The organism is Geodermatophilus sp. FMUSA9-8 (assembly GCF_037034165.1).
GTDB lineage: Bacteria > Actinomycetota > Actinomycetes > Mycobacteriales > Geodermatophilaceae > Geodermatophilus > Geodermatophilus nigrescens.
Map to the genome: position 1 here is coordinate 408,757 of NZ_JBAGKE010000002.1, position 21,122 is coordinate 429,878.

Annotated in this window: 17 protein-coding genes, 3 tRNA genes and 1 pseudogene; 7 read left to right on the forward strand and 14 right to left on the reverse strand. The window is 74.8% G+C overall.

Features of this window, described 5'->3' with window-relative positions; genetic code table 11:
- The first annotated feature begins 264 nt into the window (after positions 1–264).
- Positions 265–1,509: a pyridoxal phosphate-dependent aminotransferase gene (locus tag WA616_RS06225; RefSeq protein WP_336028222.1), complete on the forward strand. Its 1,245-nt coding sequence runs from the start codon at positions 265–267 to the stop codon at positions 1,507–1,509.
- On the opposite strand, the gene WA616_RS06230 is transcribed toward WA616_RS06225, so the two are convergent.
- The 7 genes from WA616_RS06230 to WA616_RS06260 form a co-directional block, all read right to left on the reverse strand.
- Positions 1,506–2,960, reverse strand: a complete 1,455-nt coding sequence (locus WA616_RS06230; RefSeq protein ID WP_336028224.1) for a M1 family aminopeptidase — start codon at positions 2,958–2,960, stop codon at positions 1,506–1,508. The two genes, WA616_RS06225 and WA616_RS06230, sit on opposite strands and share 4 nt — an antisense overlap.
- The gene (locus WA616_RS06235) at positions 2,957–3,385 is read right to left on the reverse strand and encodes a MaoC family dehydratase (RefSeq protein WP_336028226.1); all 429 of its coding nucleotides are present in this window, start codon (positions 3,383–3,385) and stop codon (positions 2,957–2,959) included. The genes WA616_RS06230 and WA616_RS06235 overlap by 4 nt, the downstream gene beginning before the upstream one ends.
- The gene (locus WA616_RS06240) at positions 3,382–3,828 is read right to left on the reverse strand and encodes an FAS1-like dehydratase domain-containing protein (protein ID WP_336028228.1); all 447 of its coding nucleotides are present in this window, start codon (positions 3,826–3,828) and stop codon (positions 3,382–3,384) included. The genes WA616_RS06235 and WA616_RS06240 overlap by 4 nt, the downstream gene beginning before the upstream one ends.
- 32 nt (positions 3,829–3,860) lie before the next feature.
- Positions 3,861–4,025, reverse strand: coding sequence for a 50S ribosomal protein L33 (rpmG, locus tag WA616_RS06245; RefSeq protein WP_073421301.1), 165 nt, complete (start codon positions 4,023–4,025; stop codon positions 3,861–3,863).
- Positions 4,026–4,131: 106 nt separating this feature from the next.
- Positions 4,132–4,205: transfer RNA gene (locus WA616_RS06250), tRNA-Met, on the reverse strand.
- A 45-nt stretch (positions 4,206–4,250) separates the two neighbouring features.
- Positions 4,251–4,323, reverse strand: a tRNA-Thr gene (locus tag WA616_RS06255).
- 69 nt (positions 4,324–4,392) lie between these two features.
- Positions 4,393–6,858: a putative bifunctional diguanylate cyclase/phosphodiesterase gene (locus WA616_RS06260; RefSeq protein WP_336028232.1), complete on the reverse strand. Its 2,466-nt coding sequence runs from the start codon at positions 6,856–6,858 to the stop codon at positions 4,393–4,395.
- A gap of 585 nt (positions 6,859–7,443) precedes the next feature.
- Here WA616_RS06260 and WA616_RS06265 point away from each other — a divergent pair.
- Positions 7,444–7,884 (forward strand): pilus assembly protein TadG-related protein, encoded by a 441-nt coding sequence (locus WA616_RS06265; RefSeq protein ID WP_336028234.1) that lies wholly within the window; start codon positions 7,444–7,446, stop codon positions 7,882–7,884.
- 78 nt (positions 7,885–7,962) lie between these two features.
- Here WA616_RS06265 and WA616_RS06270 read toward each other — a convergent pair.
- Positions 7,963–8,044 (reverse strand) — tRNA-Tyr (locus WA616_RS06270).
- A gap of 90 nt (positions 8,045–8,134) precedes the next feature.
- On the opposite strand from WA616_RS06270, the gene WA616_RS06275 reads away from it, so the two are divergent.
- A complete protein-coding gene (locus tag WA616_RS06275; RefSeq protein WP_073421299.1) occupies positions 8,135–8,626 on the forward strand; it encodes a YajQ family cyclic di-GMP-binding protein in 492 nt (163 codons plus the stop codon).
- 47 nt (positions 8,627–8,673) lie between these two features.
- Positions 8,674–9,147, forward strand: a pseudogene (locus tag WA616_RS06280) (GtrA family protein); the annotation flags it as partial.
- Positions 9,148–9,202: 55 nt separating this feature from the next.
- Here the strand turns inward: WA616_RS06280 and WA616_RS06285 are convergent.
- Positions 9,203–10,051 carry a M48 family metalloprotease gene (locus WA616_RS06285; RefSeq protein WP_336028238.1) on the reverse strand — a complete coding sequence of 283 codons (849 nt, stop codon included), beginning with the start codon at positions 10,049–10,051 and terminating at the stop codon, positions 9,203–9,205.
- A gap of 235 nt (positions 10,052–10,286) precedes the next feature.
- Here WA616_RS06285 and WA616_RS06290 point away from each other — a divergent pair, with 235 nt between their 5' ends.
- Together WA616_RS06290 and WA616_RS06295 are read left to right on the forward strand one after the other, a co-directional pair.
- Complete coding sequence (locus WA616_RS06290; RefSeq protein WP_336028240.1) at positions 10,287–12,215, forward strand: 2-oxoacid:acceptor oxidoreductase subunit alpha; 1,929 nt, start codon at positions 10,287–10,289, stop codon at positions 12,213–12,215.
- Complete coding sequence (locus tag WA616_RS06295) at positions 12,212–13,324, forward strand: 2-oxoacid:ferredoxin oxidoreductase subunit beta (protein ID WP_336028242.1); 1,113 nt, start codon at positions 12,212–12,214, stop codon at positions 13,322–13,324. The genes WA616_RS06290 and WA616_RS06295 overlap by 4 nt, the downstream gene beginning before the upstream one ends.
- A gap of 48 nt (positions 13,325–13,372) precedes the next feature.
- Here the strand turns inward: WA616_RS06295 and pdxR are convergent, their stop codons facing one another.
- Positions 13,373–14,785 (reverse strand): MocR-like pyridoxine biosynthesis transcription factor PdxR, encoded by a 1,413-nt coding sequence (gene pdxR, locus WA616_RS06300; protein WP_336028555.1) that lies wholly within the window; start codon positions 14,783–14,785, stop codon positions 13,373–13,375.
- A gap of 91 nt (positions 14,786–14,876) precedes the next feature.
- Here pdxR and WA616_RS06305 point away from each other — a divergent pair, with 91 nt between their 5' ends.
- Positions 14,877–15,536 carry a pyridoxamine 5'-phosphate oxidase family protein gene (locus tag WA616_RS06305; RefSeq protein WP_336028244.1) on the forward strand — a complete coding sequence of 220 codons (660 nt, stop codon included), beginning with the start codon at positions 14,877–14,879 and terminating at the stop codon, positions 15,534–15,536.
- On the opposite strand, the gene WA616_RS06310 is transcribed toward WA616_RS06305, so the two are convergent.
- From WA616_RS06310 to WA616_RS06325, 4 genes are read right to left on the reverse strand one after another with little or no spacing between them, the layout of a single operon-like run.
- Positions 15,520–16,740, reverse strand: coding sequence for a PQQ-dependent sugar dehydrogenase (locus WA616_RS06310; RefSeq protein ID WP_336028245.1), 1,221 nt, complete (start codon positions 16,738–16,740; stop codon positions 15,520–15,522). The two genes, WA616_RS06305 and WA616_RS06310, sit on opposite strands and share 17 nt — an antisense overlap.
- 43 nt (positions 16,741–16,783) lie before the next feature.
- The gene (locus WA616_RS06315) at positions 16,784–17,839 is read right to left on the reverse strand and encodes a polyprenyl synthetase family protein (RefSeq protein ID WP_336028247.1); all 1,056 of its coding nucleotides are present in this window, start codon (positions 17,837–17,839) and stop codon (positions 16,784–16,786) included.
- A complete protein-coding gene (nuoN, locus tag WA616_RS06320; RefSeq protein ID WP_336028249.1) occupies positions 17,839–19,386 on the reverse strand; it encodes an NADH-quinone oxidoreductase subunit NuoN in 1,548 nt (515 codons plus the stop codon). The genes WA616_RS06315 and nuoN overlap by 1 nt, the downstream gene beginning before the upstream one ends.
- Entirely contained in the window at positions 19,386–21,101 is a 1,716-nt protein-coding gene (locus tag WA616_RS06325; protein WP_336028251.1) for an NADH-quinone oxidoreductase subunit M, read from the reverse strand. Before WA616_RS06325 ends, nuoN begins: the two co-directional genes overlap by 1 nt.
- Between the last annotated feature and the right edge of the window lie 21 nt (positions 21,102–21,122).

The following is a 21,122-nucleotide window of genomic DNA, read 5'->3' on the forward strand; positions in this document are numbered from 1 at the left end:
ACCGAGGTCCCGAGCGAGCCCCGGGACGGCCGGTCCGCCGGTCCGGCGCGGTCCCAGGAGATGCTCCGGGGCACGCCGGTGGCGGGGTCGATCGCCCCAGGGTTGCCAGTGTACGGGACCGCGCCCGGCACCCGTGACTCCGCTCCGGTCCGTGCCCCGGACGGGGTGCGCGCGGCCGGCTCCCGGCCCCGGGACCGTCCCCGGGCCTGCGGCGACCCGGAACGGGGCAGCCCGGACGGCGGTGCTCCTGACACGATGGGGCGCATGACCGCCGTCTCCCCGTCGGAGCCCGCCGCCCAGTCCCCCGCCCGGTCGCGCGTCTCGCGCCGCGTCGCCGCCATCGCCGAGTCCGCGACGCTCGCGGTCGACGCGAAGGCGAAGGCGCTCAAGGCGGCCGGCAAGCCGGTGATCGGCTTCGGCGCCGGGGAGCCGGACTTCCCGACGCCGGACTACGTCGTCGAGGCCGCGGTCGCCGCGTGCCGCCAGCCGGCCATGCACCGCTACACCCCCGCGGGCGGCCTGCCGGTGCTCAAGGAGGCGATCGTCGCCAAGACCGCCCGCGACTCGGGGCTGGCGCTCACCCCCGCGCAGGTGCTGGTGACCAACGGCGGCAAGCAGGCCGTGTACGAGGCCTTCGCCGCGATGCTCGACCCGGGCGACGAGGTGCTCGTGCCGGCGCCGTACTGGACCACCTACCCGGAGGCGATCCGGCTGGCCGGCGGCGTCCCGGTGCCGGTGGTGGCCGACGAGGAGAGCGGCTACCTGGTGTCGGTCGCGCAGCTCGAGGCGGCCCGCACCGAGCGCACGAAGGTGCTGCTGTTCGTGTCGCCGTCCAACCCCACCGGCGCGGTCTACCCGCCCGACCAGGTGGAGGCCATCGGCCGCTGGGCGGCCGAGACCGGCCTGTGGGTGCTCACCGACGAGATCTACGAGCACCTCACCTACGGCGGGGCCACCGCGCCGTCGATGCCGGTGCTCGTGCCCGAGCTGGCCGACCGCTGCGTCGTCGTCAACGGGGTCGCCAAGACCTACGCGATGACCGGCTGGCGGGTGGGCTGGATCGCCGGGCCGGCCGACGTCGTCAAGGCCGCGACCAACCTGCAGTCGCACGCGACGTCGAACGTCGCCAACGTGTCGCAGGCCGCGGCGGTGGCCGCGCTGACCGGCGACCTGTCGGCGGTCGACGAGATGCGCACCGCCTTCGACCGGCGCCGCAAGACCATCGTGTCGATGCTGCGGGAGATCCCCGGCGTCGCCTGCCCCGAGCCGCAGGGCGCCTTCTACGTCTACCCCTCGGTCAAGGCGCTGCTCGGCCGGCCGATCAACGGGCGCACGGCGTCCTCGAGCGCGGAGTTCGCCGAGATCGTGCTGGAGGAGGCCGAGGTCGCCGTCGTCCCCGGGGAGGCGTTCGGCACCCCGGGCTACGTGCGGATGTCCTACGCGCTGGGCGACGACGACCTCGCCGAGGGCGTCGGCCGGCTGCAGCGGCTGCTCGGCCCGGCCGGCTAGTCCGGGCGGTCGCCCTCGTCGAGGGCACCGGCCGCCACGAGCACGTCGAGGGCGGCCGGCAGGTCGGCGAGGGCGGCCGCGACGTCGTCCGGTGTGGCGATCGCCCAGGCGTTGACCTGCACGTAGCAGCGCAGCGCGGCGTCGAACGGACCCTCGCCGGCCGCCTGCCGCGCGGCGAGCAGGGCGGCGCCGCCCTTGCCGTAGACGGCGTCGAAGTACTCCTCCGTGCCCGCGAACTCGTCCATCGCGCCGCCGACGTCGCCCGGGGCGGCCAGCGCACGGTCGAGGGACTCCTGCGACACCTGGCCGTCGACCCGCTCGGCGTAGGTGGCGAACGCCTCGTCGAGCCACGGGTCGCGGAACTGCGAGTCGCCGACCATCCCGTAGAACCACATGTGCGCGACCTCGTGCTCGAGCACCGACCGGTCGGCGCCGGCCATGAGGATCGAGCTCGGGTACTCGATGCCGCCGCCCTCGGCCGGCAGGAGCGGCACGGTGAGGGTGTCGTAGGGGAAGGCGCCGAGGCGGTCGGCGAGGTCGGTGACGGCCTCGCTGGTCCAGTCGGCGAGTTCGCCGGGGCCCACGTCGGCGCCGTCGAGCACGCCGGTGGTGATCTCGACCCCGCCGGGCGAGGTGAGCGTGGCCGTGCGGAACGGGCCGGCGGCGACGCTGACGTCGCGGGCGACCGGCTCCCGCGAGGTCCAGGTGCGCCGGCCGTCGTCGGGCGCCGAGGGCTCCTCCTGCGCGCCGGTCATCAGCACGGTGAGGTCCTCGGGGGCGTCGACGGTGACCGTGGTGTCGGCGACCGGGCTGCTCGCGGTCTCGCCCAGGACGTCGACGAACGGGTCGCGCGCCCAGCCGGCGCCGGGCTCCCACGCCAGCAGGGGGAAGCCGCTGGCCCACCAGGCGGTGCCGTCGGCCGTGCCGAGGCGCTGCAGGCCGTCACCCCCGCCGAGCGACAGGGTGAAGTCCAGCTCGACCTCGGTCGGGTCGCCCGCGGCGAGCTCGTCGTCGAGCTGCAGCACGTACAGCCCGCCCGGCGACCGCGCGCCGGCGTCCTCGTAGCCGCCCTCGCGGACGTCGTCGCCGCGCACGTCGTCGACGGTCAGCCGGCTGCCGAGCTCGGTACCGCCGGGGCTGTTGGGCACCAGCCGGAACACCATCTCGTCGGTGTCCTCGTCGGGGGTGAAGACGACGGTCTCGGTGCCGGTGACGGTGCGCAGGTCCTCCGACAGCCGGAAGGACAGGTCGACGACGGGCCGGTCGGGGTCGGGCTCGGCGCGCGGGGCGGGGCAGGACGCGTCGCCGCTGGCGTCCCCCTCGTCGGTGGGCGCCGGATCCGACGGCGCGGCGGCCGACGGGGCGTCCTCCGCGGCGACGGTCTCGCTGAAGGAGGTGCAGCCGGAGACGAGCAGGACCGCGGCGGCCAGGGCCGCGCGCCGCAGGGTCATGCCAGGGCGACGGTGGCGCGGGCCAGCGAGAGGACCTTCTCGCCGCCGCTGGTGACCGTGAGGTCGACGCGGACCCGGCCGCCGTCGAGGACCGCCCCGACCTTCCCGCGGACGGTGACCTCGGCGCCGGTGTCGTCGTCGGGCACGACGACGGGGCGGCTGAAGCGCACCTGGTACTCGACCAGCGCGCCGGGGTCGCCGGCCCAGTCGGTGACGGCCCGGGCGGCCAGGCCCATGGTCAGCATCCCGTGGGCGATGACGCCGGGCAGGCCGACGCCGGTGGCGACCCGGTCGCTCCAGTGGATGGGGTTGAGGTCGCCGGAGGCGCCGGCGTAGCGGACCAGGTCGGCGCGGGTGACGCGGTGGACCTGCTCGGGCAGCTCGGTGCCGACGGCGACGTCGGCGGCCGCCGGACGGGCGCTCACGCCGTCCCCCGGGCGACGAGGAGGGAGGTGGCGGTGCAGACGGCCTCGCCGTCCTCGGTGGCGACGTCGACCCGGGTGGTGAGCATGTCGTTGCCGGCGACGCTGCGCACGGCCTCGATCGTGGTGGTGCTGACCAGCCGGTCGCCGGGCCGGATGGGGCGGGTGTGGGTGAAGCGCTGCTCGCCGTGCACGACGCGGCTGTAGTCGAGGGCCACGTCCGGGTCGGCGATGACGACGTCGGCGGCGCCCATGGTGACCACGATGGCGAAGGTCGGCGGGGCGATCACGTCGGGGTGGCCGAGCGCCCGGGCCGCCTCGGCGTCGGTGTGCGCCGGGTCGGTGGCGCCGACCGCGGCGGCGAACTCGGCGATCTTCGCGCGGCCGACCTCGTAGACGGCGGAGGGCGGGTAGCTGCGCCCGACCAGTCCTGCGTCCAGCGCCACTCCCGCCCTCCCTGCTCCGTCCGGGACCTGCGTCAGCGGGTCTCGCGGTGGACGGTGTGCCGCTTGTCCTTGGGGCAGTACTTCTTCAGCTCGAGCCGGTCGGGGTCGTTCCGCCGGTTCTTGCGGGTGATGTAGTTGCGGTTCTTGCACTCCTGGCAGGCCAGGGTGATCTTCGGACGGACGTCGGTGGCTGCCATGGAGGCTCTCCTCGCCTTGTCTGGACCGGCCCGCCACGGGCCGGGGTGCCGTGGCGGCGGGTGCCGACACGGCGACGGACCCCGGAGGTCCGGGGTCCGTCTGGAGTAGCGGTGACCGGACTTGAACCGGTGACACAGCGATTATGAGCCGCTTGCTCTACCAGGCTGAGCTACACCGCCGGGATGACCGTGCGGCCCGGTCTGGCGACTGGACCGGCTGGTCGGAGCCCCTTTACGGAATCGAACCGTAGACCTTCTCCTTACCATGGAGACGCTCTGCCGACTGAGCTAAAGGGGCGTGCTCTGGGAGCCGTCGAGAACCATACACGACGCCTCCGGGCCCTCCCGGCAGGGGTCGCCGGGCCTCTCAGGCGCGGACGAACAGCCGGCGGTGCTGGGCGCCGGGCGCGGCCGAGCGCACGCCGGTGCGGGCCAGCAGCCAGCTCTCCAGCCGCTCGTCGGGCAGCGGCCGGCTGACCAGGAAGCCCTGCAGCTTGTCGCAGCCCATCTCGGTGAGGAGCTTGCGGGTGAGCTCGTCCTCGACGCCCTCGGCCACCACGCGCAGGCCCAGGTTGTGCGCCAGCTCGATGATCGAGCGGGCGATGAACGACTCCCCCTGGCTGGTGGACATCCCCAGCACGAAGGACTTGTCGATCTTCACCTCGTCGATCGGCAGCTGCCGCAGCTGGGACAGCGACGAGTAGCCGGTGCCGAAGTCGTCCATCGACAGCCGCAGGCCCAGCGCGTGCAGCTCGGCGAGGACGGTGCTCGAGCGCACGGAGTCGTCGACGACGCTGCCCTCGGTCAGCTCGAGGATGAGCAGCTCGCCGGGGACGCCGTGCAGCCGCAGCGCACGCTGGACGCGCTCGACGAGGTCGGGCTCGGACAGGCAGCGCGCCGAGAGGTTCACCGCGACCGACAGGGCGATGTCCTGGTCGAGCCACCGGCGGCAGCGGGCCAGGGCGAGGTCCAGCACGTGGTCGGTGAGGTCGCCGATCCGGCCGATCTGCTCGGCGAGGTGGATGAAGTCGTCGGGCGGGATGGCGCCGAAGCGCGGGTGCGCCCAGCGCACCAGCGTCTCCACCGAGACGATGTCGGAGGTCCGGGCGTCGATGATCGGCTGGAAGACGACGCTGATCTGGCCGTCGGCCATCGCCTGCTCGAGCTCGGTGCCCAGCTGCAGGCGGCGCAGGCTCTGCTGGTCGAGGACCTGGTGGTAGCTGGCCACGCCGGGACCGTCCGCGGCTGCGAGCAGCGCGACGTCGGCCCGCTGCATGAGCATCCCCGAGTCGGTGCCGTGCACCGGCGCGGCGGCCACGCCGATGGTCAGCGTGACCTCCAGGTCCAGCCCGGCGACGCGGGCGCGCGTGGAGGTGGCCTCGCGCAGCCGGCGGGCGGCCCGCTCGGCGGCGTCCAGGGACAGACCCGGGAGGAGGACGGCGAACTGCTCGCCCTCCATGCGGGCCACGAGGGCGTCCGGCGGGGCGTGCTCGCGGAGCAGACCGGCGGTGACCAGGAGCAGCTCGTCGGCGGCGGCGTGGCCGAGGGTGTCGACGATCTCGGTGAGGTTGTCGAGGCTCGCCAGCACCAGGCCCGCGCGGGCGCCGACCGGGTCGGCGGCGAGCAGCGTGTCGATCTCGACGGCGAGGCGCTGGCGGTTGGGCAGGCCGGTGAGCCGGTCGTGGTCGGCGTCGTAGCGGATCTGGGTGAGCAGCTGCTGGGCCCGGATGGCCGCGTTGACGTGGGTGAGCATCGAGTCCAGCGCCGCGCGGTCACCCTCGGAGAAGGAGACGACGTCGCTGCGCCGGTCACAGACCTCGAGGTAGCCGGGCTCGCCGGCGGCGGTGGCGACCGGGGCGCCGAGGACCTCCTGCGCGCCGCGGCGGGCGAGGGCGGCCGTCTCGGCGGCCGAGGCCCGGCCGGCCAGGACGAGCACCGGGCCGTCGGAGCCGGGCTCCAGCGCGCGGCGGCGCACCAGGTCGTCGGGGTCCCCCGGGCCGTCGTACCAGCCGGCGCCGCCGTCGGCCGCGACCACCAGCCGGGGCGCCTCGTCGAGGTAGGGCGGCAGCCACAGCGCGACCTTGTCGGCGTTGAGCAGTTCCTTGACCGCCATGGCGATCTCGAGCGACCCGTCCTCGCGCCCGGACACCGCCTCGATCCGCCGGGCGAAGTCGTAGATGCGCTCGAGTCCCTGGCCGGCCCGGGACACCTGGGCGAAGCGGCGGAAGAGGACGATGACCGCCGCAGCGGCCGGGGCGATGAGGACGGCCGCCCAGCCGGTGAGGGTGCTGAGGAGGATGGCCACCAGCCCGACGGACACCGCGAAGGGCGCCACCACGCCGATGGGGAGCAGCAGCTCCTTCCACAGCCGACGACTGGGGTTGCCGCCGCTGAGACGGATGGCGGCGAAGACCAGCGGCGTCCCCACGAGGTTGGCGACCAACACCGCGACGAGCAGGCAGAGCCAGCTGACCGGGTCGGCGAGCGCTCCGAACGGGAGCACCCGGAGGACCGTGACGGCCGCGGCGACCTCGACGACCGAGACCGCGAGGTTGTAGACGACCTTGGCCCAGGAGTAGCGCTGCCAGGCCATGCTCGCGCCGAGTCCCAGGACACGGGCGGCCGCGGCCCAGACGCCGCCGACCTCGATGAGGGCGATGGTCAGCGCGAACTCGCTCACCGACCACGCCCACGTCTGACGTCGGAACTCGACGTGCAGCGACACCATGTCCGTGACGAAGAAGGCCACGACCACGACCAGGAAGGGCACGAGCCGGAACTCGGTCGGGGCGCCGGGGAAGGCCAGGAGGCCGACGACGACCGCCAGGACCACACCGGCAGTGGCGATGACGCCCAGGGGTAGCGGCGTGCCGACGCGACGGGGCGTGACACGCGCGCGACTCGCCAAGGTCACCCAGTCTGTAGAGGAGGTACGGGGCGCCGAGGCTAACAGCGCCGACGCCCCTCCCCTAGATGACCCGACCCCTCAGAGGGAGGTGGCACGCCGGTCTCCGGGAGGACCGGCGCGGCCCGGCAGATCAGCCGTGGGTCAGGCCCACTTCGAACCGCGTGCCCACTTCGAACCCCGTGCCCACTTCGAACCCCGTGCCCACTTCGAACCGCGCTCGTTCATGACGCCTCCTCAGGCATGAAAGACAGCACTCAGACGTGCGGCTGTCACCCAGGCGCGGGGGCAGAGCGTCGTTCGTGTACGGACCGCGCCCGAGACACTCATGCCCTCACCCGGGCGAGGCAAGCACGGAGGATCACGGACGGGTGACGGCCCGTTATGTCGTCACCAACAGTCCAGAGTGATCATCGGAGCGTCACCGAAACGGGTGAACGGTGTGTCGCGTGGGACGGACGGCCCTGGGGACGGGCAGCCTGCGGGAGGCTGGACGGCCCTACGCTCCGCGCCGTGCCGGCGAGGACGGACCCCGACGAGCTCGATGCCGAGCGGGGCTCCGCGCTGCCCTTCGTCCTGGTCTGCTGGCTGGTGGCGGCGGTCATGGCCCTCGGGGCGATCGCGGCGTCGGACGCCTTCCTCGAGCATCGCGACGTCCAGGCGGTCTGCGACGGCGCGGCGCTGGCCGCGGCCAACCGCGCCGACGAGGGCCGCGTCTACGCCGCAGGCGTCGGCGAGGCGCTGCCGCTGACCACCGAGACGGCCCGGGCGGCCGTCGCCGACCACCTCGCCGACGGTGGGACGGCCCTCGACTCCTGGTCGGCCGAGACCGACGGCACGGAGGTCACCGTCCGCTGCGGCCGCTCGGTGCAGATCGCCTTCGGCTGGCTCTTCCTCGGCGGCCGGCCGCTGGAGGTCGCGGCCGTCGCGGGCGCCCGCGCACCGGCTCTCTGAGCACCGCCGATCCGAGCACCGGTCCCGGACACGACAGCGGCCCCCGACCTGCTGGTCGGGGGCCGCTGCGCGTGGGTGTGGCGGGTGAAGGATTCGAACCTTCGTAGGCTAAGCCGACGGATTTACAGTCCGCTCCCATTGGCCACTCGGGCAACCCGCCGTGGTGCCACGGGAGAAGAGTACAAGACGGGCCGACGCCGGCCCGACGGGTCCCGCCCGGGCCACCCCCGCGCGGGAGGGAGGAGCAGACATGGCCGACTCGTCGTTCGACGTCGTCAGCAAGGTCGACCGCCAGGAGATCGACAACGCGCTCAACCAGGCGGGCAAGGAGCTCTCCCAGCGCTTCGACTTCCGCGGCACCAACGCGCGCATCGCCTGGGCCGGTGAGGACGGCGTCCTCCTGGAGGCCGACACCGAGGAGCGGGTGACCGCCGCTCTCGACGTCTTCAAGGACAAGCTGATCAAGCGGGGCATCTCGCTCAAGGCGCTCGACGCCGGCGAGCCCGCGGCGTCGGGCAAGGCCTACAAGCTCTCGGCGCGCATCAAGCAGGGCATCGAGTCCGACACCGCGAAGAAGATCGCCAAGATCATCCGCGACGAGGGCCCGAAGGGCGTCCAGGCGCAGATCCAGGGCGACCAGCTGCGGGTCAGCGGCAAGAAGCGCGACGACCTGCAGGCCGTGCAGCAGCTGCTGCGCGGCAAGGACCTCGACGTCGCCCTGCAGTTCGACAACTACCGCTGAGGGTCCGCCGTCCGGCACGGATCAGGGGGTGACCAGGGTCCTCCCGGATGTGCCGGACGGCGCCCGCGCGGGAGCGTGGACCCGTGCCCGCGACCGTGCTCGACGCCCCGCCCGCGCCGGTGCGCGCGGACGCGGCCGGGACGCGCCGGCCGACCGCGCCCGGCGACCGCCCGACCGTCCAGTTCGTGCGCTTCGTCCTGGTCGGCGGGTCGGCCAACCTCGTCTACGCCGCACTGTTCCTGCTGCTCGGCCGCTTCGGCGACCAGGCGGCCAACGTCGTGGCGGTGCTGGCGTCCACGGCGCTGGCCAACGAGCTGCACCGGCGGCTGACCTTCCGCGCCGGGGACCGGGTGGGCTGGGCGACGGCGCAGTGGGCCGGCGGGGGCATCGCCGCCGTCGGGCTGGCCGTCTCCAGCCTCACGCTGGCCGCCGTCGAGGTCTGGACCGACTCCGCCGGGCCGCTGGTGTCCATCGCCGCGGTGGTCGCCGTCAGCGGCGCCGTGGGCCTGGCGCGCTTCGCCGGGCTGCGCTGGGTGCTGGTCCTGCGCCCGGGCGCGGCCCTGACGCCCGGCCGGCTCAGCGGCCCTCGCGGGCCATCTGCTCGAGCCGGGCGATCCGCTCCCCCATCGGCGGGTGGGTCGCGAACAGCGCCGCGAGGCCGCCGCGGCGGCAGGGCGGGGCGATCATCAGGTGGCTCTGCGCGACCAGCTGCCGCTCGGGCGGGAGCGGCCGGGCCGCCGCCTCCGCGGCGATCCGGCGCAGCGCGTCGGCCAGCGCCTGCGGGTCGCCGCACAACCGGGCGCCGTCGGCGTCGGCCTCGTACTCGCGGCCGCGGCTGACCGCCATCCGCACGAGGCCTGCGGCCAGCGGGCCGAGGAGCACCAGGAGCAGGGCGCCGAGCAGCCCCTCGCCGTCGCGCTCGTCGCTGCGGCCGCCGAGCAGCGCGCTGAACGTGGCGAGGTGCGCCAGGTAGGTGACGACGGCGGCCAGCGCGCCGGCGACCGAGCCGAGCAGCACGTCGCGGTTGTGCACGTGGGAGAGCTCGTGGGCGAGGACGGCACGCAGCTGACGCCGGTCGAGCAGCTCGAGGATCCCCTGCGTGCAGCACAGCGCCGCGCGGCGCGGGGTGCGGCCGGTGGCGAAGGCGTTGGGCTGGTCGGTGGGGCTCACGTACAGCCGCGGCATCGGCTGGCGCGCCTGGGTGGCCAGCTCGCGGACCACCGCGTAGAGCCCGGGCGCCTGGGTCTCGGTGACCGGGAAGGCCCGCATGGCGCGCAGCGCGAGCCGGTCGGAGCGGTACCAGGCCCAGCCGTTCACCCCGAGGGCGACGACGAGCGCCACGAGCAACCCGGTGCGGCCGCCGACCAGCGCCCCGGCGGCGAGGACGAGACCGGCCATCAGGCCCAGCAGGAGGGCCGTCCGCACCCCGTTGTCCCAGCGCCGCACCCCTCGTGAACGGAACGACCGGGACCGCCGTTCCCCGCTCCCCCCTGCGAGGTGGCTCACGGACGGCGGCGTCCGGAATGGCGGCCGCCCGGGCCGGGTTGCGCTGGGAGAGACCCGCACCCCGCTGGGCGCGTCGACCACGCTCCGTGATCCGCCTCACGGGACCGGCCGCGTCACCGCCACGTAACCTCGCCTGCTGGAGGTAACACGCCTGATGACTGCTCTGGACCCGTCCACCACGCCCGGCAGCTCGGCCCCCGGTGGGCTCGTGAAGAGCGTCGTCGAGCTCGACCGCGTCGTCATCCGGCTGGCCGGCGACTCGGGCGACGGCATGCAGCTGACCGGTAACCGCTTCACCAGCGAGACCGCGTCCTTCGGCAACGACCTGTCGACGCTGCCCAACTTCCCCGCCGAGATCCGCGCCCCCACGGGGACCCTGCCGGGCGTCAGCTCCTTCCAGCTGCACTTCGCCGACCACGACATCATGACGCCGGGTGACGCCCCCGACGTCCTGGTGGCGATGAACCCGGCCGCGCTGCGCGCCAACCTGGCCGACCTCCCCGGCGGCGGCCTGGTGATCGCCGACAGCGACGAGTTCACCCCGCGCAACCTGGCCAAGGTCGGCTACGCCACCAACCCCCTCGAGGACGGCTCGCTCGACGGCTGGCAGGTCGTCGCGGTGCCGCTGACGAGCATGACGCTCGAGGCGCTCAAGGACTCCGGCCTGGGCAAGAAGGAGGCCGAGCGCAGCAAGAACATGTTCACCCTCGGCCTGCTGAGCTGGATGTACCACCGGCCCACCGAGGGCACGGTGCGCTTCCTCGAGCGGCAGTTCCGCCGCAAGCCCGAGATCGCCGCGGCGAACATCGCGGCCTTCCGCGCCGGCTACAACTACGGCGAGACGACGGAGGCCTTCGCGGTCTCCTACGAGATCAAGCCGGCCCCCATGGCGCCGGGCCGCTACCGCAACATCTCCGGCAACCAGGCGCTGGCCCTCGGGCTGGTCGCCGCCGGGCAGCGGTCGGGCCTGCCGGTGTTCCTCGGCGCCTACCCGATCACCCCGGCGTCGGACATCCTCCACGAGCTGTCCCGGCACAAGTCCTTCGGCGTGCGCACCTTCCAGGCCGAGGACGAGATCGCCGGCATCGGCGCGGCGCTGGGTGCCTCCTTCGGCGGTGCGCTGGGCATCACGACGACGTCGGGCCCCGGTGTCTCGCTGAAGTCCGAGACGATCGGCCTGGCCGTGATGACCGAGCTGCCGCTGGTGATCGTCGACGTGCAGCGCGGCGGCCCGTCCACCGGCCTGCCCACCAAGACCGAGCAGTCGGACCTGCTGCAGGCGATGTTCGGCCGCAACGGCGAGGCGCCGCTGCCGGTGATCGCCCCCCGCTCCCCCGGCGACTGCTTCGACGCGGCGCTGGAGGCGTCCCGGATCGCGCTCAAGTACCGGACGCCGGTCATGCTGCTGTCCGACGGCTACCTGGCCAACGGCGCCGAGCCGTGGGCGATCCCCGCCGCCGACGAGCTCCCCGACCTGCGGGTCGACTTCGCCACCGAGCCCAACGGCGCCGCCGCCGACGGGACGCCGGAGTTCCTCCCCTACCTGCGCGACCCCGAGACGCTGTCCCGCCCGTGGGCCATCCCGGGCACCGCGGGCATGCAGCACCGCATCGGCGGGCTGGAGAAGGCCGACAAGAGCGGCAACATCTCCTACGACCCGGCCAACCACGACCTGATGACCCGGCTGCGGCAGGCCAAGGTCGACGGGATCGCCGCCGACATCCCGCCGACCGACGTCGACGACCCGGACGGCGACGCCCGCGTGGCCGTCATCGGCTGGGGCTCCACCTACGGGCCCATCGGGGCCGCGGTCCGCCGGATCCGCCGGTCGGGCCGGAAGGTCGCCCAGGTCCACCTGCGCCACATCAGCCCGTTCCCGGCCGACCTCGGCGACGTCCTGCGCCGCTACGACCGGGTCGTGTGCCCCGAGATGAACCTCGGGCAGCTCTCGCTGCTGCTGCGCGCCAAGTACCTCGTCGACGTCCAGAGCCACACGCAGGTGCGCGGGCTGCCCTTCCGGGCCGCCGAGCTCGCCGCCGTGGTCCAGGACGTCATCGACTCCACCCCCGGAGGCCAGAAGTGACCACCTCCCCGCACGTCCACGAGCTCGGCATGCCGGGCAGCCCGATCGACGCGCGCATCCAGCAGGCGATCGCCGACTCCGTGGCCACCCAGGGCGAGAAGCAGACCGCCCTCAAGGCCAAGGACATGAAGACCGACCAGGAGGTGCGCTGGTGCCCGGGGTGCGGTGACTACGTCATCCTCAACGCGGTCCAGAGCTTCCTGCCCTCGCTGGGCATCGCCCGCGAGGACATGGTCATCGTGTCGGGCATCGGCTGCTCCTCGCGCTTCCCGTACTACATGAACACCTACGGGATGCACTCGATCCACGGCCGTGCGCCGGCCATCGCCACCGGCCTGGCCGCCTCCCGGCCGGACCTGTCGGTGTGGGTCGTGACCGGCGACGGCGACGCGCTGTCGATCGGCGGCAACCACCTGATCCACGCGCTGCGCCGCAACGTGAACATGACGATCCTGCTGTTCAACAACCGGATCTACGGGCTCACCAAGGGCCAGTACTCGCCCACCAGCGAGGTCGGCAAGGTCACCAAGTCCACCCCGATGGGCTCGCTGGACCACCCGTTCAACCCGGTGTCGCTGGCCATCGGCGCCGACGCCACCTTCGTGGGCCGGGCGATGGACTCCGACCGCAAGGGCCTCACCGAGGTGCTGCGGCAGGCGGCCGAGCACGAGGGCACCGCGCTGGTGGAGATCTACCAGAACTGCAACATCTTCAACGACGGCGCGTTCGACCTGCTCAAGGACTCCTCGACCGGCCCGATGTGGACCATCCCGCTGGTGCACGGGCAGCCTCTGGTGTTCGGCCCGGACGGCGCCTCGTGCGTGGTCCGCGACGAGTTCGGCGGCCTGCGGATCGCCGAGACCAACCAGGTCGACGCGGGCGAGATCGTCGTCCACGACGCCACCCGCGAGGACCCGTCGTACGCGTTCGCGCTGTCGCGGCTGTCCAGCCAGGACCTGCGGTACACCCCGATGGGCGTCTTCCGGTCGGTGCGCAAGCCCACCTACGACCGGATGATGGCCGACCAGCTCGCCGACGCCCGCACGGAGGGCGCCGGCGACCTGGACACGCTGCTCGCGGGCAGCGACACCTGGACCGTCCCGGCCTGACGAAGGACCTCCCTGCCCCCCCACCGCTCGCACGCTCGCGGCGGGCCCCTACAGGGAGGCCACGGCCGGCCCGTCTCCCTCCGGGGAGGCGGGCCGGCCGCGTCCTGCCAGGACCCCGGCCAGCACGGGCAGCGCCCGCCGGAGCTCCGCCCGCGCCGGCGCGGCGAAGCCCAGGACCAGGCCGGCGGGCGGGTCGTGCGGACCCGGTCCGGCGAGGTGCCGGGCCAACCCGTCGACGGCGAGCCCGCGGGCGGCGGCCGCGGCGACCACCGCCTCCTCGGCCGCGCGGTCGGGCAGCGGCACGAACACGTGCGCGCCGGCCGGGTCGCCGGTCACCGGCACCCCCGCGCCGGCCAGCCCGTCCACCACCAGCGCGCGCCGGTGGGCGAGCTCGCGCCGCAGCCGCCGCAGGTGCCGGGCGAGGTCCCCGGAGGTGGCGAGCGCGGCGAGCACCCGCTGGCCGGCCCGGCCGGGGCGGGTGCCGGTGGCGGTCCGGGCGGCGGCGACGGCGGTGCGCACCTCCGGCGGGGCCACGAGCCACCCGACGCCGAGGGTCGGGCTGAGGACCTTGCTGCTGGTGCCGAGGTGCACGACGACGTCGGGCGCGAGGGCGGCCAGCAGGGGCAGCGGGGCGACGTCGTAGCGCAGCTCGCCGTCGTAGTCGTCCTCCAGCACCCACCAGCCCTCGGCGCGCGCCCGCGCGACCAGCGCGACGCGGCGGGCGGCCGACAGCCGCCGGCCCAGCGGCCACTGGTGCGCCGGCGTGCAGTAGACGGCGGCCAGCCCGGGCGGGACGGCCTCGACGACCAGCCCGTCGCCGTCGACCGGGAGGGGCACCACCTCGGCGCCGGCGGCGCGGAGCGCGCCCACGGCCCGCAGGTAGCCGGGGTCCTCCACGCCGACCCGCGCGCCGGGCGGCAGCAGGCGGGCCACCTCCGCCACCGCCGCCGACGTCCCGCCGGTGGCGAGGACCTCCTCCGGCGCGGCCGGCAGCCCGCGGTGGCGCAGCAGGTGCTCGGCGACGGCGGCCTGGAACGCCGGGTCGGCGGCGGGCTCGGGGCCGGGGTCGGGCGGGCGGTCGCCGGCGGCGCGCCAGGCCCGCCGCCAGGCGGCCGGGTCGAGGACCTCCAGGCACGGCGAGCCGGCGCGCAGGTCGACGGCCGGCCGCTCCGGCGTCGCCCGCGGCGTCCCCCGGCGGGCCGCCGCGGTGCCGGCGGGGGCCAGCCCGACGACGTAGGTGCCGGCGCCGCGGCGGCCCTCGGCCCAGCCCTCGGCGACGAGCTGGTCGTAGGCGGCGGCGGTGACGGTGCGGCTCACCCGCAGGGCCGCGGCGAGCACGCGGGTGGACGGCAGCCGGTCGCCCGGGCGCAGCACGCCGCCGGCGGCCGCGGTGCGCAGCGCGTCGGCGAGCTGCACGGCCAGCGGCCGGCCGGTGGCGCGGTCGAGGACCAGCGGGGGCATGTCCACGCGCGGCTCCGTCCGGGAAGTGGCCTGGTCGAACAGCAGGCTACTGGCCCTTCCGGCAGGCCACTCCCCCGCGCAGGCTGGGCCCGTGACCACCTCGACGCCCCTGTCCCCGACCCCGCGCAGCACCCTCCGGCGGCTCTCCGACCGCGCCCGCACCGACCGGGCCGACCTGTACGCCGTCCTCGACGCGGGCCTCGTCGGGCACCTCGGGATCGTGCTGGGCGGCGCCCCGGTCGTGCTGCCGACCGGCTACGGGCGCGACGGCGACACCCTGTACCTGCACGGGTCCACCGGCGCGGCGACGCTGCGGGCGGCCGCGGACGGGTCGCCGGTGTGCTTCACGGTCACCCACCTCGACGGGATCGTGTACGCGCGCTCGGCCATGCACCACTCGATGAACTACCGCTGCGCCGTCGTGCACGGGACCCCCCGGCCGGTCACCGACCCCGACGAGCGGCTGCGCGCCTTCGCGGTGCTCACCGAGCACCTGGCGCCCGGGTCGTGGGCCGCGACCCGGCAGCCGTCGCGGAAGGAGGCCGCCGCGACGGCGGTGCTCGCCCTGGACCTGACCGAGGCCAGCGTCAAGGTGCGCACCGGCCCGCCCGGCGACGACGAGGCCGACCTGGCGCTGCCCGTGTGGGCCGGCGTGCTGCCGCTGCGCACCGTCGTCGGCGAGCCCGAGCCCTGCCCGCTGCTCCCCGAGGGGACGCCGGTGCCGGACCGCGTGCTCAGCCGGCGGGCGTGATCCGGAGGAGGCGGTCGTCGCCCTCACCGTTGTCGGTCGTCAGGTAGAGGGCGCCGTCGCCGCCGAGCACGGGGGTGCGCACGCGCCCGTAGGTGTCCTCGAGCTCGGGCACCCGGAACTGCTCGACCAGCCGGCCGTCGTCGACCCGCAGCGCCAGCACGCCGGTGTCCTTCTGCACGCCGACGACCAGCACGCCGTCGTAGCCGCCCCACTGCGGGCCGCTGAGGAACTCCGCGCCGCTGGTGGCGATCGTCGGGTCGCCGGAGGACCAGACGGCGGCGAGCGCGCCCGGGATGCCCGGGTCGGTCATGGGCACGCTCTCGTCGTACCCGCCGCCGGCACCGTCGGGGTCCCAGCCGTAGTTGCCGCCGGGCACCGAGAGGTTGACCTCGTCGTCACGGTCGGAGCCCTGCTCGGCGGTGTACACCGCGCCGGTGCCCGGCTGGACGGCGATGCCCTGCACGTTGCGGTGCCCGTAGCTGAGCACCAGCCGGGTGTCGGGGTCGGCGTCGCCGGCGTAGGGGTTGCCCGCGGCCGGCCCGCCGGTGGCCGGGTCGACCCGCAGCACCTTGCCGGCCAGCGTGCCGAGGTCCTGCGGGTTGCCGCCGACGGCGTTGTCGCCGGTGCCGACCAGCAGCGCGCCGCTCGGGTCGAAGCGCACCCGGCAGCCGCCGTGCCGGCCCGAGGACTCGTTGACCGGGATGTCGCCGACGAGCGGGTCGGCGACGCGGGTGGCGCGGGTCCAGCCGTCGTCGACGGTCCAGGCGACCACCTGGATCTCCGCGCCGCCGTCCTCCTCGACGCCCTGGCACGTGTAGAAGCGCCGGTCGTCGGCGAAACCCGGGCTGAGCACCAGGCCCATCAGCCCGGTCTCGCCGTCGGCGAAGAGGTCGGAGAAGTCGGCGTCGAGCCCGCGGGCGGTGCCGTCGGGCAGGACGGCGGTGAGGCCGCCGCCGCGCTCGTCGAGCAGCAGCGTGCCGTCGGGCGCCCGGGCGACGTCCCAGGGGTGGTCGAGGCCGTCGAGGACGGTCTCCACCTGCAGCGCGGGGAGCGCCGCCGGGGTGGCAGCGCCGGCGTCGGGGACGTCGGTGGCCCCCTCGTCCTCCTGCCCGCCGGGCAGGTCGCCCGTCCCGCCGGTGTCGCCGGTGGAGCAGCCGGCGAGCACGAGGACGGCGGCCAGCAGCGCGGCGCGGGGAGACCTCACCCCGCCGAGCATCCCCGGGAACGGCGGACGACGCCGTCCGCGCTCAGCTGGTGCGGGTGACCACGTAGTCGCACATGGCGGCGAGCGCGTCGCGGACCTCGCCGGCCGGCACGCCCGCCAGCGACGCCTGCGCCCGGTCGGCGTACTCGCGCAGCACCCCGCCGGCCCGCTCCAGCGCCGCGGACGAGCGCAGCAGCGCCAGCCCCTCGGCGTGCTCGCCGTCGTCGGACAGCGGGCGGGAGACCAGCTCCCGCAGCCGCGCGTCGGCCGGGTCGTCGCCGGCCAGCGCGATGAGCGCCGGCAGCGTGGCGATGCCCTCGCGCAGGTCGGTGCCCGGCGACTTGCCCGAGGTGCCATCGGTGACGATGTCGAGCAGGTCGTCGGAGAGCTGGAAGGCGACGCCGACCTCCTCGCCGAAGCGGGTCAGCGCCTCGACCAGCCCGGGCTCGACGCCGGCGAAGCTCGCGCCGAAGCGCGCGGAGGTGGCCACGAGCGAGCCGGTCTTGTCGGCCAGCACCTCGAGGTAGTGCGCCACCCGGTCCTCGCCGGGCCGGGCGCCGACGGTCTCCCGGATCTGACCGGTGACCAGCCGCTCGAAGGTGCGCGCCTGTATCCGCACCGCCTCGGGGCCGAGGTCGGCGAGGATGTCCGACGCGCGGGCGAAGAGCAGGTCGCCGGTGAGGATGGCCACGCTGTTGGTCCAGCGGCTGTTGGCGCTCTGCGCCCCGCGGCGCACGTCGGCCTCGTCCATGACGTCGTCGTGGTACAGCGTCGCGAGGTGGGTGAGCTCGCAGACGACGGCGGCCTGCACCACCTCGGGCGCCCGCGCGTCGCCGAGGTGCGCGGCGAGCAGCGCCAGCATCGGCCGGAACCGCTTGCCGCCGGCGGCCATCAGGTGCCCGGCGGCCTCGGAGACGAAGGGGTGCTCGCTGGCGACCGCGGTGGCCAGGGTGGCCTCCACGCGGGACAGGCCCTCGGCGAGGGACTCGCCGAGGGCCCCCGACGGGAGCCAGGGGCCCATCGTGGAGGCGGGGGTCGCGATGCGGTGCCAGACCTCGGCCGGGGCGATCCCGTCGACGGCGGCACGGGGTCCGGTCATCAACCGACGAAGATAGCCGCCCGATCGGCCAGTCCGAGCACCGCCCCGGGGACGACGCCCAGGACCAGCGTGGCCGCGGCGGTCACCGCGAGCACGATCGTCGTGGGCATGCCGGGCACGCCGACCGTCGGGCCGTCGGCCGCGGGCTCGGAGAAGTACATGAGCACGATGACCCGCAGGTAGAAGAACGCCGCGATCGCGCTCGCGAGCAGCGCCACCAGGGCCAGCGGCCAGGCGCCGTCCTCGATCGCCGCCCGGAACACCGCGAACTTGCCGGTGAAGCCGCTGGTCAGCGGGATCCCGGCCAGCGCCAGCAGGAACAGGCTCATGACGGCGGCGGTCAGCGGCGAGCGCTGCGCCAGCCCCGCCCACTGCGACAGGTGGGTGGCCTCGCCGTCGCCGCTGCGGACCAGGGTGAGGACGGCGAAGGCGCCGAGCGTCGTCGTCCCGTAGGCCAGCAGGTAGAACAGCACCGCCGGCAGCCCGGACCCGGCCGGGTCACCGGTGGCCGGGAAGCCCACGACGCCGACGAGCAGGAACCCGGCGTGCGCCACCGACGAGTAGGCGAGCATCCGCTTGAGGTCGGTCTGGGTGAGGCCGAGCACCGCGCCCACCACCATCGACACGATCGCGACGCCGTAGACCAGCGGCCGCCACGTCCACTCCTCGGTGCCGAAGGCGACGTAGAGCACGCGCAGGATCGCCCCGAAGGCCGCGACCTTGGTGCAGGCGGCCATGAACGCGGTGACCGGGGTGGGGGCGCCCTGATAGACGTCCGGCGTCCAGGTGTGGAAGGGCGCCACGCTGGCCTTGAACAGCAGGCCCACGACCAGCAGCGCCAGCCCGAGGACCAGCAGGGTGTCGCTCTCACCCGCGCCCACGGCGTCGCGGACGGCCGACAGCCGCACGCTGCCGGTGGCGCCGTAGACCAGCGCCAGGCCGTAGAGGAAGAACGCCGACGCGAAGGCGCCGAGCAGGAAGTACTTGACCGCCGCCTCCTGCGACAGCAGCCGCCGCCGGCGGGCCAGGCCGCTGATCAGGTACAGCGGCAGGCTGAGCACCTCGAGCGCGACGAACATGACCAGCAGGTCGTTCGCCGTGACGAACAGCATCATGCCGCCGACGGCGAAGGTGGCCAGCGGGTAGACCTCGGTCTGCACGCGCTGGACGGTCAGCAGCTCCCGGTCGCGGGCGCTGCCCGCCGGCACCGCCGCCGACACGACGAACGCCGACCGCGCGGGGTCCAGGTTGCGCTCGGCGAACAGCAGCACCGACAGCGCGCCCAGCCCGGCGATGGTCGCCTGCAGGAACAGCCCGGCGCCGTCGACGGCGAGCGCGCCGCCGGCGGTCACCTCCTGGGTGCCGGCCAGCAGCAGCGTGGTGACCAGCCCGCCGAGCATGCCGACCAGCGCGACGCCGACCTGCACGGGATGGCGGCTCTCCCGCGGGCCGAACGCCTCCACCAGCACGCCCACGCAGGCGGCGCCCAGGACGAACAGCAGCGGCGCCAGCGCGGCGAAGGACAGGTCGGGTGCCTCGATGGGCATCAGTCGGTCCCCTCGGACGGTGCGGACCCGGCGCCGACGTCGCTCATCGTCGCGGCGACGGCGGGCTCGATCAGCCGGATCAGCGGCTGCGGGTAGACGCCGAGGACGAGGACCAGCGCCACCAGCGGGGCGACGACGAGGGTCTCGCGGCGGGTGAGGTCGTACATCCGCGAGGCCCCGCCGGACCGGGCCGGGGCGGGCGCGGTCAGGGTCGCCGTCGCGCCGTGGGCGCCGTGCCCGCCACCGGCCGGGGCCGCCGTCGCTCCGTGCCCGGCACCGGCCGGGGCCGCCGTCGCTCCGTGCGGGGCGGCTCCGTCCGCGGCGCCGCCCGCGGCGTCGTCGGCGGCGGCGTCGGCGGCGGCGTCGGCCGGGAACAGCACGCCGCGCGGCGGGCCGTGCATCGTCCGTTGGTAGAGCAGCAGCACGTAGAGCGCGGCTAGGATGATGCCGACGGTGGCCAGCACGGTGAACACCGGGCGGGTCGGGAACGAGCCGATGAGCACCAGGAACTCGCTGACGAAGCTGTTGGTGCCCGGCAGGGCCAGCGAGGCGAGACCGGCGACCAGGAAGACGCCGGCCAGCTTCGGCGCCCGCGAGGCGACGCCGCCGTAGTCGCCGACCAGCCGCGAGCCGCCGCGGGCGATGAGCATCCCGACGACGAGGAACAGCAGGCCCGTGGCGATGCCGTGGTTGACCATGTAGAGCACCGCGCCGGTGCCGGCCTCGGTGGTGAAGGCGAAGACGCCGAGCGCGATGAACCCGAAGTGGGCGATCGAGGTGTAGCTGATCAGCCGCTTCATGTCCGTCTGGCCCATCGCGAGCAGCGCCGCGTAGAGGACGCCGGCGACGGCGAGCACGAGCACGAGGGGGGCGAACTCCCGCGACGCCTCCGGGAACAGCGGCAGGCAGTAGCGCAGGAAGCCGAAGGTGCCGACCTTGTCCAGCACGCCGACCAGCAGCACCGCGCCGCCGACCGGGGCCTCGGCACCGGCGTCGGGGAGCCAGGTGTGCAGCGGCACCAGCGGCGCCTTGATCGCGAAGGCGACGAAGAAGCCGAGGAACAGCAGCCGCTGCACTCCGGGGTCGATGTCGAGCTGACGCAGCGACTCGAAGGCGAAGGTGCCCTCGCCGGCCGCCTCGCTCACCACGTACAGGCCGATGACCGCGGCCAGCATGACCAGCCCGCCGACCAGGCTGTAGAGGAAGAACTTCACCGCCGCGTACTGCCGGCGCGGGCCGCCGAAGCTGCCCACGATGAAGTACATCGGGACGAGCATCGCCTCGAAGAAGACGTAGAAGAGGAAGACGTCGGTGGCGGCGAAGACGCCGACCATGCACGCCTCGAGCAGCAGCAGCCAGGCGAAGAAGGTGCGCATCGACCGGTTGGGCGGCGCGGTGTCCTCCCACGAGGCGAGCACGACGACCGGCACGAGGACGCCGACCAGCAGCAGCATCACCAGCGCGATGCCGTCGACGCCGAGGGCGAAGTCGACGCCGAAGCCGGGGATCCAGGGCACCGAGCTGGTGAGCTGGAACCGGTCACCGCCGGGGTCGAAGGCGACGGTCGCGAGCACCGCCAGGACCAGCACCACCAGGCTGACGCCCAGCGCGAGCTGCCGGGCGGTCGCCGTCCGGTGCTTCGGCAGCCCGGCGACGACGGCGGCGCCCACCGCGGGCACCACCACCATCGCCACGAGCAGCAGCGAGTCGCTCACGCCGTCTCCCCCTCCAGGGCC

What these genes read in the sequence shown, in the direction of transcription:
- rpmG (WP_073421301.1), bottom strand. Translation starts at nt 4,025, where the DNA reads ATGGCAGCCACCGACGTCCGTCCGAAGATCACCCTGGCCTGCCAGGAG.
- WA616_RS06230 (WP_336028224.1), bottom strand. Translation starts at nt 2,960, where the DNA reads ATGACCCTGCGGCGCGCGGCCCTGGCCGCCGCGGTCCTGCTCGTCTCC.
- WA616_RS06290 (WP_336028240.1), top strand. Translation starts at nt 10,287, where the DNA reads ATGACTGCTCTGGACCCGTCCACCACGCCCGGCAGCTCGGCCCCCGGT.
- pdxR (WP_336028555.1), bottom strand. Translation starts at nt 14,785, where the DNA reads ATGCCCCCGCTGGTCCTCGACCGCGCCACCGGCCGGCCGCTGGCCGTG.
- WA616_RS06315 (WP_336028247.1), bottom strand. Translation starts at nt 17,839, where the DNA reads ATGACCGGACCCCGTGCCGCCGTCGACGGGATCGCCCCGGCCGAGGTC.
- nuoN (WP_336028249.1), bottom strand. Translation starts at nt 19,386, where the DNA reads ATGCCCATCGAGGCACCCGACCTGTCCTTCGCCGCGCTGGCGCCGCTG.
- WA616_RS06275 (WP_073421299.1), top strand. Translation starts at nt 8,135, where the DNA reads ATGGCCGACTCGTCGTTCGACGTCGTCAGCAAGGTCGACCGCCAGGAG.
- WA616_RS06225 (WP_336028222.1), top strand. Translation starts at nt 265, where the DNA reads ATGACCGCCGTCTCCCCGTCGGAGCCCGCCGCCCAGTCCCCCGCCCGG.